The organism is Martelella radicis (assembly GCF_014196625.1).
In the GTDB taxonomy this organism is placed as follows: Bacteria; Pseudomonadota; Alphaproteobacteria; order Rhizobiales; family Rhizobiaceae; genus Martelella; species Martelella radicis.
In genome coordinates this window covers 206,278-219,111 of the sequence record NZ_JACIDZ010000001.1, presented here as the reverse complement: position 1 = coordinate 219,111, position 12,834 = coordinate 206,278, and the positions used below count along the sequence as shown (strand labels likewise).

At 62.4% G+C, this 12,834-nt stretch carries 8 protein-coding genes; 2 read left to right on the top strand and 6 right to left on the bottom strand.

All coding sequences use genetic code 11. From position 1 onward, the window contains the following. Positions 1–54: 54 nt before the first annotated feature. The 5 genes from GGR30_RS00960 to GGR30_RS00940 all read right to left on the bottom strand — a co-directional run bounded on the left by GGR30_RS00960 (position 55) and on the right by GGR30_RS00940 (position 5,023). The gene (locus GGR30_RS00960; protein ID WP_183481303.1) at positions 55–1,362 is read right to left on the bottom strand and encodes a hypothetical protein; all 1,308 of its coding nucleotides are present in this window, start codon (positions 1,360–1,362) and stop codon (positions 55–57) included. A 106-nt stretch (positions 1,363–1,468) separates the two neighbouring features. Further along, the gene (locus GGR30_RS00955; protein WP_183481300.1) at positions 1,469–2,692 is read right to left on the bottom strand and encodes an HlyD family secretion protein; all 1,224 of its coding nucleotides are present in this window, start codon (positions 2,690–2,692) and stop codon (positions 1,469–1,471) included. A 39-nt stretch (positions 2,693–2,731) separates the two neighbouring features. After that, complete coding sequence (locus GGR30_RS00950; protein ID WP_183481297.1) at positions 2,732–3,922, bottom strand: ABC transporter permease; 1,191 nt, start codon at positions 3,920–3,922, stop codon at positions 2,732–2,734. After that, positions 3,909–4,592 carry an ABC transporter ATP-binding protein gene (locus tag GGR30_RS00945; protein ID WP_183481294.1) on the bottom strand — a complete coding sequence of 228 codons (684 nt, stop codon included), beginning with the start codon at positions 4,590–4,592 and terminating at the stop codon, positions 3,909–3,911. The genes GGR30_RS00950 and GGR30_RS00945 overlap by 14 nt, the downstream gene beginning before the upstream one ends. 65 nt (positions 4,593–4,657) lie before the next feature. Then, on the bottom strand, positions 4,658–5,023 hold the full coding sequence (locus tag GGR30_RS00940) for a hypothetical protein (protein WP_183481290.1): 366 nt from the start codon (positions 5,021–5,023) through the stop codon (positions 4,658–4,660). A gap of 263 nt (positions 5,024–5,286) precedes the next feature. Between GGR30_RS00940 and murB the strand changes: the two genes are divergently transcribed. Together murB and GGR30_RS00930 are read left to right on the top strand one after the other, a co-directional pair. Further along, entirely contained in the window at positions 5,287–6,273 is a 987-nt protein-coding gene (gene murB, locus GGR30_RS00935; protein WP_183481288.1) for a UDP-N-acetylmuramate dehydrogenase, read from the top strand. 253 nt (positions 6,274–6,526) lie between these two features. Beyond that, positions 6,527–11,053, top strand: coding sequence for a PAS domain S-box protein (locus GGR30_RS00930; RefSeq protein WP_183481285.1), 4,527 nt, complete (start codon positions 6,527–6,529; stop codon positions 11,051–11,053). 36 nt (positions 11,054–11,089) lie between these two features. Here GGR30_RS00930 and GGR30_RS00925 read toward each other — a convergent pair whose 3' ends face one another. Further along, the gene (locus GGR30_RS00925) at positions 11,090–12,391 is read right to left on the bottom strand and encodes a Gfo/Idh/MocA family protein (protein ID WP_183481282.1); all 1,302 of its coding nucleotides are present in this window, start codon (positions 12,389–12,391) and stop codon (positions 11,090–11,092) included. Positions 12,392–12,834: the final 443 nt, after the last annotated feature.

The window sequence follows — 12,834 nt, the reverse complement described above, 5'->3', positions numbered from 1 at the left end:
TTGGTTTTACGCATTTCTCGAACGTCAGATCTTGCCACTTGACTGCGATATTTTCTAGCGCTCTGCCTCGGCCAGCACCGGCTCAGCGCCTGCCTCGTCGTCAAGCGGCGCGCACAGGAGCCTGCGCCCGGCGCGCGCCAGATCAAGCTTGAAGAGGGCCTCCTCGCGTGCAAGCCGCGCCTGACGCACCACCACCTCCGCCTCGCATCGACCGGCCTCCGGCGCCGAGGCAAGCGCCGTTCGCGCCGTCTCGACGGCAAGCTGCGCCTGAGCCTGTTCGCGCGCGAGGCCCGCCGCGTTCAGCGCCATGTCATTATAGCGGTTCAGGAAACCCTGGCGGTTCTCCTTTGCAACGAGGATGGTATTCAAGAGGTTCAACCGCGCCCTCTGGGTCACGCGCATCGCGTCGCCCTGGTCGATCAGCGGGAGCACGTAACCCACCAGAAACTGGAAGCTGAGGCCGCCATTCTGGCTCATGAAGGTCGGCAACGCCGCCGTCAATTTGGTGAAGCGCGATTTCCTTGCAAGATCGAGCTGTGCGCCCGCCGCTTCCACCAGAAGATTCTCGAGGATCTTGTTGCCCGAACGCTCGAAACAGGCATCGCCGTCGGTGTCGGCGGCCTGAGGCAGGGCGGAGAGCGCCGGCAAGACGGAGGCCGCCGGGCGAATTCTGTAGCCGGCATCGCCAAGCCCGGCGAGCGAAAGGACCTTTGCCTCCTGCGCCTTCATGGCCGCTGTGATCGCGCCAACCTCCCTGCGGACGGCGACGATTTTCTGTCCAAGCGCCTTGAGTTCGGCCTCCGATACATTGCCGAGCTGGCTCTCCGCCCGCATCACGGTTTGCTGGCAGGACAGCTTGTCGGCCTCCAAAAGCGTGCGTCTGCGCTGAAAATCGAGGTCGCTCAGCGAGGCGTAGGAAGAGAGCAGCCCGGAGAGCGCGTTGCGCCGGGCGATCTGATACTGGACAGGGATAAGCTTTTCGGCGATCTCGACATTATGCTTGTCGAGACCGAGCAGCGCGTAGGCGATATCCCAGTTCACGCCGAGGATGACATTGGCATCACTGGCGACGCCGCCCTGGCGTTGGAAGGTGACATAATCGCGTGCCTCGGCCGAAATACGCGGCAGCCGGCGCGATTTCGTCTCGTCGAGCGCGAGTTCAGCTTCGGCCCTCTTTATCTCGGCCTTCATGACATCCTGGCCGCGCTCGCTCGCTGTCGCGACCAGCGCCTCCGGGCTAAGCGTCGCGCCTGCCGCTGGCGCGGGGACCGGCCCGTCGATCTTCTTTGCCAGCATGTCGATGTCATCGCGCGTCGCCTTCAGCTCCGGCGAGGCACATCCGGCAAGCGCGGCGAGAAACATGACGCTGACAATGAAGGCTCTAAACCGCGAGAAAGGGGCGCGGCCAGCGCGCGGCGCGGTCGAAGGCGCACGGATACGGCCTCCCAAGTCGGGTTTATGGCAGGAATTACGGCTCAAGGACGATATCACCCGGCTGAAGGCCAGAGAGGACGCGGACATAGCTGCCGGAGACCTCTCCAAGTTCAAGAGCGACCAGCCCGAATTGATCGCCTTCGACGCTGCGTGCATAGGGATTGCCGTTGTCGAACATGATCGCCGCTGCGGGAATGGCGGGTGCCGGTTCACCAAGCGCCTTGGAGAAGCTGCAAACGGCCTGTGAATGCAGCACACCATCATGGCTTGTCGCCGGAAATGTGATTTCGACGGCATATTCAAAGCGGCCGCGCGCCTGTTCGAGCGGGTCGTCGACAAGCTGCGTAGCGACGATTGTCGCGGCGGCCTCCGGCCGGCCGGAACCGAAGCTTACACTTACCGCCGAGCCATCCACCACGCTCATGTCGCTGTCGATAAAACGCAGCCGCGCGCCATAGACCTCGGGATCAACGATGGAGCCGATCGTCATGCCGGATCGAACCGTCCCCTCGCCCTTCAAGGCAAAACCGGGATCCGTCCAGACAAGCCGTCCATCCGCCGGGGCGCGAATGATCGCGCGCTCCAGCTCCGCCCGGATATCGCCAAGGCGCTGCTTGGTCTTGTCGACGGTATAGCGCAACTGGCTGACATCCAGCGCGTCCTGCGCCTTCCGCAAAGTCTGCTGGTGCTCGAAACGACCAAGCGCGGTCTTGGCCTCGCCGAGCTTGAGCCTTGCTTCCTCGACCCGGTTCGGAGCGATCTGTCCCCTCTTCTCCAGTGCCACGATTTCCGTCAGGGCCTGGCTGAGCCGGTCGCGTTTTTCAGTTAGATCCTGTCTTTCGATCGCGGCGATCGCGTCGGTCTGCTCCCGGTAAGGGCCGGTGCGAAACGCGAGCCGCTCCTTCAGGTTTGACAGCTCCAGGAGAACGTTCTTCTTTTCGCTTTCGAGCTTGGTCGCATCGAAGCGTGCGATCGGATCGCCTCGCTTCACTGCGGCATTCTGCTTCTCCAGCGCCTCAACGCGCCCATCCGCGGTCACTTCGATCGATCGGGGAGCGCCATAATCGACATGGCAGTGTCGCACGACCTGGCGGACAAACGCATGCGTCCCGATCGCGACGCGTCGCAAGTCGGCGGTCGTCGAACGCGCCTTGTCGCCGGCGAACGGCCAGACGTTGGCGCGCGCGGTCCAAAGCCCGGCCGCAAGGGCCGCCGCCGCCAGAACCAGAACTGCCAGCGTTTCCCTAGACTTAGGCAAGGCCGCTCTCCCCAGATATGATGCGCATGGTCTTTTCCCTCAGCTTTCCCGCAACACGGTCGCCGGATCCGTGCGCGCCGCATTCAGCGCGGGTATGATGCCGGCGACCAGCGTGACCGCCAGAAAACCGGCGATCGCTTCCGAAATACGGGTGATATCGATCCCCGCCCCCGTTGCGCGCCCGGCAAGGAAATAGCGGCTCAACGGCTGTTGCAAGATGTCGGCAAGCGCCAACCCACCGAAAATGCCGATCACAAGCGCGAGGACAGCGATCAGCAGCGTTTCCTGAACGATCTCGATGACGATCCGGCTGCGGGTTGCGCCGAGCGTGCGCCGGATCGCGATCTCGCGGCGGCGCTCGGTCACGGAAAACGACATCAGGGCCGCAATCGAGACCGCGCCGACAAGAAGAATGATCGCCGAGAGACCGACAGATATGGCCGTCGCGATGAATTTCAGTTCGCGGGCCTGTTCGACGATCGGCAGGCTCGACCAGAAAGACAGGCGTGAAGTGTCGAAAATCAGGGAGAGCAGGCCCTCCAGCCGGTCCTCGGCGAGGCTTGACGGCGGCCCCGAAACAAGAAGGCTGAAAGCGCCCGCAGTCACCTGCTCGAAAGAATCCTCGTGCTCTGCGATCAGGATCGAATCGGAAAGATTGGCGAAGGGCGGCCGCGCCGGCGCGTCGAAACCGGCAGCCACATGGCAGACCCGGCCCTCCACCCAGAGCGGAAGGTTTGCATCAAGCTGAATCCGCTCGGCGAGCCTCCGGCCGACGAGACAGCCATCCTCCATATGATCGGAGAGCGAAAGCCGGCCGGCCGCGCCGATGTCGAGCCCGGCAAGCCGCATGAAACCACGCCCCACCGCATAGGCGTTGGCGCGCTGGGTCGCGCCTCCGCTGCCGATGGCGACCGGGAAACTGCGGAAGGAAACGACCTCGAAACCGGGCGGAAGGAGGCCTTCAAGCGCTGCGGGCGCGAAGCGCGCAAGACCCGCCGGGTCGAACATGCCATCCGTCAATGTGCCGACCTCGGCATTTGCGCCGCTCACCACGAATGTATCCGCTTCGTTGAGTTCCAGCAGCATGTCGAAATGCCTGAGCGCATTGCCCGACAAAGCATAGTTGGCGATGGTGCCGGAAAGTGTCATCGACAACGTCACCACGGCGAAGAACAGACGGGTGAGCCCGAAGGCCCGCAATCGCGCGAGAAGCGGCTCAAGGACTGACATCGTGACAACATCCGCCCGAAAGTTTCACGACACGGTCGAAACGGCGGGCATATTCCAGATTGTGGGTGACCATGACCAGCCCGCAATCTTCGCTGACGCTGTCCATCAGAAGCCGAAGAATGTGACGTCCGGTCTCTTCATCGAGATTGCCCGTCGGCTCATCCGAAAGAATCAGTCTTGGCCGGGTGACAAGCGCGCGGGCCAGCGCGACCCGTTGTTTTTCCCCGCCCGAGAGGCGGCTGCAGCGCAGGCCGGCGCGCGCGGACAGCCCGACCCTGTCCAGCTCCGCCAGCGCGCGCCTTAGCGCCGCTTTCCGGCCGATGCCCTGATAACGCAAGGGCAAGGCCACATTGTCCGCCGCACTCACATGATCGATCAGGTTGAAGCCCTGGAACACGAATCCGATGGACTGGCGACGAAGACGCGTCTTCTCCGCATCACCGATCGCAATCACGTCCCGACCCGATATCAGCACCCGTCCCTTGTCGGGGATCGAAAGCGTTCCCAGAATTTCAAGCAGGGAAGACTTGCCCGACCCAGATGCCCCGATAATGCACAGCCGCTCCCCGGGTCGAAGCGCGAGGTCGACGGCCTTCAGGATTTCGATCGTCTGCGATGACGAAGTGACGCTTTTTCCGACACCCCGCACATCTAGAAGCATTTCAGACATCGGCAGTTCTGCCCTGAGGGAACCGTGCCGCGGCATACGCCGCACGGTCCCGCACTTTGAATGCTTTAGTAGTCCGGCTGGCAGCCGTATGCGGAGTACATCTCGTTTGCCAGATCGGCCGTCTGCTCATAGGCGTCCCAGTAGGGTTCCGCTCCGGCGGAGCCATACTTGTTAACGGCAAGCTTGTACTCATTGTAATAGCTGCGCGCGGCATCGCAGGTCGAGGCGACCTGAACGTTGACCTTGCCGCCCTTGGTGGTCGTGCACGATGACGGACATTGCAGGATCGAGGATTTCGCGCTCGCGTTGGACGAAGGTGTATTCGCGCCGCTGATATAGGCGTCGTCCTCTGCATCATAATCCAGCGATTCGGTACATGCAGCGAGAAGCATCAGGGGCGCCGCGCACAGCAGCATCTTCATTTTCGACATTCGGTATTCACCCTCATTATACGCGAAGAAGTCTTCGTCCGGTTGCAGTCCGCGCGACCTTCGCGCGTTCAGGATAAGAGAAGTAGCGAACGCCCCCTGCAGACGCGCCCCCCATTTGGGGGGAGCAGGACTTTTTTCTGACGAGCGTCAGTGCCGGCCGGACACGATCTGACGCTTTGCAGAACGGCCGACGCTTGCGCGGCGGCGACGCTGAGACTATTGACGGGCATTGCCAAGCCCACGTGAAGCGGACCGACTGCCTGATGGACCTGATTGCCGATTTCGACCTGACGCGCGAGAATACGCTCGGCCTCGTATCTGCCGCCAGGCTCGCCGCCCGCATCAACGCAGCCGACGATCTGGATGCGCTTGTTGACGAGGCGAGAGAGCGCGACATGCCGCTCAAGATCCTCGGCGGCGGCAGCAATGTCGTCCTCAGTGAAACCGTCGAGGCCCTTGTCGGCCTGATGAAGATCGAAGGGCGAAACCAGGCGGACCAGACCGCAACGCACAATATCGTCACGGCCGGCGCCGGCGAGAACTGGCACGAATTCGTTGCCTGGACCGTCGAAAGCGGCATGCCCGGGCTGGAAAATCTTGCCGGCATTCCCGGAACGGTCGGCGCGGCGCCGGTCCAGAATATCGGCGCCTATGGCGCCCAGCTCTCCGATTTCTTTCAACGTCTTGAGGCCTACGACACCGAAACCCGGCAGACCCGGGTTTTCACACGCGAGGAATGCGGGTTCGGCTATCGCCAAAGCCGGTTCAAGGCCGAACCGGACCGGCACGTCATCCTGTCGCTGACCCTGGCGCTACCGCGAGACTGGCGGCCGTCCAACGTCTATGCCGGTCTCGAGCGTCTTTCCGCCGGGGCTTTGCCGGGCGAGGTCATGGCGCATGTTCTGGCGCTCCGCAGGTCGAAGCTTCCGGACTGGCGCAGGCTCGGCAATGCCGGTTCGTTCTTTCACAACCCCGTCGTCAGCGCTGCCCAAGCCGAGAATTTCGCGGACGCGCCGCGCTACCCGCAACCCGACGGCAGCGTCAAGCTGTCAGCCGGCTGGCTGATCGAGCAATGCGGTCTGAAGGGCGAGCGGCTCGGCCCTGTCGGCACCTTTGAAGGACATGCCCTGGTCCTGGTCAATCATGGCGGCGCGACGCGCCGGGATGTCATCCGCTTCGCAGCGTTTGTGCGCGAGCAGGTCAGCACCCGTTTCGGGGTCGATCTGGTCCAGGAACCGATCGAAATCTAGGCAATCTGCAGCCTGACAGCGATTTTCTCCACTCCGATCAGGGATTTAAGAAATCCCCCTACTCCATTGATAAATATCACTTTGGCCCGGCCGGAGCGGCAAGACGGGACGACTGTTTTCCGCCGAAGGCAAATCTGTCGGGCCTGACGGGTCGTTTACACGACCAAAACGTCCTAATATTGAGCGGAGCTCAAAAGGAGATCGCAAGAGCCGGGTGCGCCGGCCGCAGAAGACGGAGGTCACGAAACAAGAGATGACCGAGCGAGCGAAAGAAACGGGTGCGGGCCAGCATTCGACCTATGATCGGTTGAGGCGCTTCGACACCGCCCCGTCCGCTGAACTCGACGCGCTGACCAAGGCCGCCGCGCTGGTCTGCGGCACGCCGATTTCGCTGATCACACTCCTGAACGAGGACACGCAATGGTTCAAGGCCAATTACGGCCTTGAAGGCGTGGAGGAGACCGCGCGCGACGTCTCTTTCTGCACGCACGCCCTTGAGGGCAGGCAGTTGATGGAGGTGGAGGACGCGACGCAGGACAGTCGCTTTGCAGAAAACCCCTTCGTCACTGACGGTATCGGCGTCCGCTTTTATGCAGGCGTGCCGCTTGAGCTTTCCGATGGCGAGCGGGTCGGTACGCTCTGCGTCATCGACCAGAAGCCGAAGACCCTCTCTCAGAACCAGAGAGATATTCTGAGCCATTTGGCCCGCGCCGCGGCGAAAGCGCTCGAGGCCCGGTTGATGGCTCTTCGCGAACGGGAGCTGCAAGCCGTCGAGGCCGAGGCGCGCTCCATTCTCGAGAACAGTCCCGACGCAATCCTGACAATGGATAATGACGGTACGATCCGCCACTGGAACGACGCCGCCGAACGACTTTTCGGCTACCTAGCCGCAGAAGCCGTGGGCAGGCCGCTTTCGCTGATCGTCGCGCCGGAACACCGCGACGCGCAGACCAACCTTGCGGAACGGCTCGGGGATATCAGCGCCAACCGCAACCTGCGGACCGAACGGGTGCATAAAAATGGAACGCGGTTGGCGGTCTCCGTCTCGCTTGGCCCCGTGGTCTCCGACAGCGGCGCGGTCACAGGGGCAACCGAAATCATCCGGGACATCGGCGATGTCGTCAAAACCCACCGGGAACTCGAAGCGGCCGAACGGCAGATCGAGCGGCTTTACCGCGCGACGCCGGCAATGCTGCATTCGACCGATCCCTCGGGAACGCTGTTGAGCGTCAGCGACCGCTGGCTCGACGTGATGAAATATAATCGCGAGGAGGTGATCGGCCGCAAGCTGGCCGATTTCCTGACGCCCGAATCGGCCAGAATTTCGCGAACGGAAGTGCTGCCCGCCTTCCTGTTCGACGGCCATTGCGAAAACGTCCGCTACCAGATGGTCACGCGGTCGGGCCAGGTCCTCGATGTACTGCTCTCTGCCATTCTCGAACGCGACGGCGCGGGCAATCCGCTGCGGATCATATCCACGATCGAGGATGTCACCCAGCGCCGGAAAGCGGAGAACGCACTGATCGAGGAACGGCGCCGTCTGCAGCAGATCATCGAGGCAACGCGTTCCGGCACATGGGAATGGAATGCCCAGACGGACGAGTTCAGGCTCAATCACCTCTGGGCGCGGATCATCGGATATGAGCGTGAAGAGCTGGGATCGCCCAACATCCGCACATGGCAGGATCGGATCCACCCTGATGATCTGGCTCTTCACGAGGGGCAGCTTGCCGCACACCTGCGCGGGGAGACCGAAAGTTATGACTGCGAGATGCGGCTGCGCCACAAATCCGGAGACTGGATCTGGGTCGCCGGCCGCGGCCGCGCCCTTACATGGACCGAAAGCGGCAAGCCTGAGTGGGTGTTTGGCACGCTGCAGGACGTCACACGCCAGAAGGACGAGGAAGAGGAACTGCGCCAGAACCGCGAGTTTCTGGAGCGCACCGGCAATCTTGCCGGCGTCGGCGGCTGGGAAGTCGACCTTGAGACCGCAAAGGTCTACTGGTCGGAGGAGACCTGCCGCATTCATGGCGTTGCATCCGATTTCGAGCCCTCGCTTGAAAAAGTGGTCTCTTTTTTTGATCCGGAGGTGCGGGAAACTTTCGAGACGTCCTTGCGCTCGAGCATAGAAAACGGCACGAGCTGGGACATGGAACTGCCGATGACGCGGGGCGACGGCCGCCGCATCTGGCTGCGGGTCAACGGTTCCGTCCAGTTTGAGGACGGCCGACCGGTGCGCCTCCTGGGCGCATCCCAGGACGTGACCCAGCAGGTGCTCCAGCGCCTCGAGCTGGAAAGGGTCAACGAGCGGATGGCCATCGCCACCGAAAACGGGCGGATCGGGGTCTGGGACGCCAATCTTGCATCGGGAAAGACCTACTATTCGGACATCTGGTGCGGACTGATCGGCTATCGCCGCAACGAGATTGCCGATAGTGGCGACCATTGGCTGGACTACATCCACCCCGACGATGTCGAACGGGCACGCACAGCCGATGCCGACCACATTCGCGGCGAGGCTCCCTTCTTCGAGGAGGAGTTCCGCATGCGCCACAAGGACGGGCGCTGGATCTGGATCCTGGATCGCGGCCGCGTCGTCCAGCGCGCCGAGGACGGCTCGCCGATGCGCATGATCGGAACCCACACCGACATCACCGCCCGCAAACGCGCCGAGGAAGAACGTTTCCTGATGAGCGAGCGCATGACGATCGCCACCGACAGCGGCGGGATCGGCATCTGGGAGATGGAAATCGATCGTCGGGTCGCCCATTGGGATGCGCTCATGTATCGGCTTTATGGCCTCGATGCTTCGGGCGAGGACGATATCGGGGATATCTGGAGGCGCGCCGTACATCCTGAAGACCGCGAGCGAGTGGAAAAGGCCGTGCACCGAACCATCGAAACCGGTGACCATCTTGATGAGGAATACCGCGTCATGCTGTCCGATGGCGCCTATCGCCATCTCCACATCGCCGCCAATCTGGTGCGCGACAAGTCCGGCCGCCCGAGCCGCGTCATCGGCGCGGCCTGGGATGTGACCGCCAGGCGGCAAATGACCCTCGATCTCGCCGAACAACACGAACTGATGAGGGTGACGCTCAACTCCATCGGCGATGCGGTGATCACGACCGATGCGGCAGGCAGGGTCCGCTGGCTAAACCCGGCAGCCGAGCGGATGACCGGCTGGAGCGCGGATGAGGCGGCGGGCAAGCCTTCCGCCCAGGTTTTTTCGATCATCAATGAGGAAACGCGCGAAATTGCACCGGACCCGATCGCCGCAAGCCTGGAACACGGACGCGTCGTCGGACTTGCGGAGAATACGCTTCTTGTCGGGCGTCACGGACTCGAATACGGGATTGAGGATTCCGCGGCGCCGATCCGAAGTTCCGAAGGCCAGATCCTCGGCGTGGTCCTGGTGTTCCACGATGTCAGCGAGCAAAGACGCCTTTCGCGGGAAATGACCTACCGTGCCAGTCACGATCCGCTGACAGGCCTTTTGAACCGCTCCGAATTCGACCGTAGGTTGCAGAGAACGTTCGAGACGGCCCAGGAGGCCGGCACGGCGAATGTTCTTCTCTATATCGACCTCGACCAGTTCAAGATCGTCAACGACACATGCGGTCACACCGTCGGCGACGCACTTTTGAAAAAGGTTTCCAGCCTGATGCAGGACTGTCTGCGCAAGCGCGACACGCTGGCGCGGCTCGGCGGCGACGAATTCGCGGTGCTGCTCGAGCATTGCAGCCCGGCGGACGGCGAGCGCATTGCCCAGAAAATCTGCGACCGGATGAGCGAGTTCCGCTTCGTTCACGATGAAAAGCATTTCAGGGTTGGCACCAGTATCGGTCTGGTCCCGATCGACCGGCGCTCCACCAGCGTTTCGGCGATTCTGCAGGCAGCGGACACCTCCTGCTACGTCGCCAAGGAGAGAGGCCGCAACCGCGTGCATGCGTGGGAAGAAAGCGACGAGACCCTGAAGATGCGGTCGGGCGAAACCCGCTGGGCTTCCAGGATCGAACGAGCGTTGCAGGAAGAGAGTTTCGTTCTCTACGCCCAAGCCATCGCGCCGATCGATGGGGACGGGTCAATCCGCCATATCGAACTGCTGCTGCGCATGGTCGACGACAATGGCGAGATCGTTCTGCCGGGCGCATTCATGCCGGCTGCCGAACGGTTCAATCTCGTCTCCCATATCGATCGATGGGTTCTTGCAAAGGCGCTCGAAAAGATCGCCTCCTCCGGGCTTTCGAGCGAAAGGGCCCGGCTTTGCGTCAACCTCTCGGGGAAATCGCTCGGTGACCGCGCCTTCCACAAGATGGCGCTCGATCTTCTGGACGAGGCCGGAAGCGAGACCTGCCACTGCCTCTGCATCGAGATCACGGAGACTGCAGTCATCACCAATATGGAGGAGGCCTCCTCCTTCATCGAAAACCTTCGCCACCGCGGCATTTCTGTCGCGCTCGACGATTTCGGCGCCGGTTCCTCTTCCTTCGGCTATCTCAAGCACTTCGCGCTCGACTATCTGAAGATAGACGGCCAGTTCATCCGCGAACTCCTGAGCGATCCGCTCAACGAGGCGACGATCAAGTGTTTCGTCGAGGTGGCGCGTGTGCTGGGCGTCGAGACCATTGCCGAATATGTCGGCGACGAGCCCACCTGTGCGAAGCTGAAGGACTACGGCGTCGATTTCGCCCAGGGCTTTTACATCCACGAGCCGGAGCCGATCGCAGACCTCCTGCATCGGCTCGAGCTGGCACGCGCGGATGACCCGGTCGGCTGACCCGACAGGGCGAAAACCCCGCGCTTCATCGAGAGATCACCACTGCTTCTGCGGAAGATCGATGCCGTGTTCGGCAAGGAATCTGTCGATTCGAACCGTCTCTCCGGTTTCGATCGACCGGTTGGCGGCGATGCCGGTCAGGATCGACCAGGCCCCGTCGATATGGGATGAGGAGCGCCCGTAGCGGTCATCTCCGGCGTCGGGATCGAACAGATAGCCGAGCATGACAGGGTCCGCGCCGCCATGATCGCCCTCACCTTCCCAGACCTTCAGCGTCTCGGGTTGCCTTCCGGCAAGGTGTAGCGTCGTGGTCATCGTTTCAGAGCCGGCGGCCTTTTCCCGCTTGCCGCCGAAGACGCCGTGGACCTCGACATGGCGGTGCGACAACTCGCCCTTTGTGCCGTAGAACTTCACTTCCAGCCCTTCCCAGGGCGAATAGGCGCAGAGCGTGTAGTTGAGGCTTGCGCCCGTGCCATAGACCGCCTGCACCTGCATCGTGTCCTCAATCGTGATGTCATCATCGAAGACGCAGCGGTCGCGCAGATAGCCATCATCGTCTTCGGCGTCGAGATAGAGCGCTTTCAGCGCCTGGTCTGCCTCGAGGTCCAGCCGGAAGTCGCAGCTTCCGGCGCTCGGACAGTCGTGACAACGCGGCCCGCGCCGGTGAAGCCCGAGCGCTTCGGCGGTTTCGGCCCGGTAGAAGGAACGGGAGCCGTGGGCGGCGACGGAGACCGGCGAGGAGCCGAGCCACCAATTGACGAGGTCGAAATGGTGGGTCGACTTGTGCACCAGAAGACCGCCGGACTGATCCTTGTAGCGATGCCAGCGGCGGAAATAATCGGCGCCGTGCACGCGGTCGAGATACCAGCGGAAGCTGACGGCGGTGACGTCGCCGATCGCGCCGGACATCAGGATGTCCTTCAGTTGCGTGCGGGCCGGCGTGTAGCGGTAGTTGAAGGTGACCGTCACCTTGCGGCCGGTTTCCTTCTGCGCGTCGAGGATCGCCTTCAGCTTCTCAAGGTCGATCGTCATCGGCTTTTCGGTCATCACGTCGCAGCCGGCACGCATCGCATCGACGATATAGTCATGGTGCAGATAATCTGGCACCGTGACGATCACCGTGTCCGGCTTCTGCTCGCTCAGCATCTGCGGAAACTCCGCCGCACGGTAGGTCGCAACGCCATTTCCCTCGGCAGGCACGGCATTTGCCGAGAGCGCCAGCCGCTTCTCGTTGATGTCGCAGAGCCCGACCAGCGCGTTGCGATCGGCATAGGTTTCGGCGACGGCGCCGCGAAACATCTTGTGCCGCGATCCGGTTCCAACGATGGCGTATTTCATGATCCTGCCCTTCTGTCCGCACGGCTCCAGCCGTCGGTTTTCCTGCCCCGCCGATAGCGCGCTCCCAAGCGCTCCGGCCTCCCAAACGCATCCCGCGCGCAACACCCTTCCATCCGCACCGCATATCCGGCGCCGACATTCTGACAAAGCCGGGCAAAACACCCGCAGGTCCGGAAGAATCGGGAAGCGACGAGACTGAGATTTCAACTCTGCCAGACTAGCAGATCAGAATCAATCTTGTCTGATCAGCCTTTGGCGGTGCGGCGCGTTCCCGGCATCCGGGCCGTCATTTCACGCAGTCCAGAATTCAAAACCGAAAAATATGGAACAATCGCAGCCCCGACAGGTTGGCCCATGAGCAGCCGCTATGCCGAGCCGGATCTCCGCCGCCGTCGAGCGATCGGGAGGCGCTTCTTCGGTTCTTCGGCGTGGGGCCTGCCAGT

What these genes read in the sequence shown, in the direction of transcription:
- GGR30_RS00960 (WP_183481303.1), bottom strand. Translation starts at nt 1,362, where the DNA reads ATGTTTCTCGCCGCGCTTGCCGGATGTGCCTCGCCGGAGCTGAAGGCG.
- GGR30_RS00950 (WP_183481297.1), bottom strand. Translation starts at nt 3,922, where the DNA reads ATGTCAGTCCTTGAGCCGCTTCTCGCGCGATTGCGGGCCTTCGGGCTC.
- GGR30_RS00945 (WP_183481294.1), bottom strand. Translation starts at nt 4,592, where the DNA reads ATGTCTGAAATGCTTCTAGATGTGCGGGGTGTCGGAAAAAGCGTCACT.
- GGR30_RS00940 (WP_183481290.1), bottom strand. Translation starts at nt 5,023, where the DNA reads ATGTCGAAAATGAAGATGCTGCTGTGCGCGGCGCCCCTGATGCTTCTC.
- murB (WP_183481288.1), top strand. Translation starts at nt 5,287, where the DNA reads ATGGACCTGATTGCCGATTTCGACCTGACGCGCGAGAATACGCTCGGC.
- GGR30_RS00930 (WP_183481285.1), top strand. Translation starts at nt 6,527, where the DNA reads ATGACCGAGCGAGCGAAAGAAACGGGTGCGGGCCAGCATTCGACCTAT.
- GGR30_RS00925 (WP_183481282.1), bottom strand. Translation starts at nt 12,391, where the DNA reads ATGAAATACGCCATCGTTGGAACCGGATCGCGGCACAAGATGTTTCGC.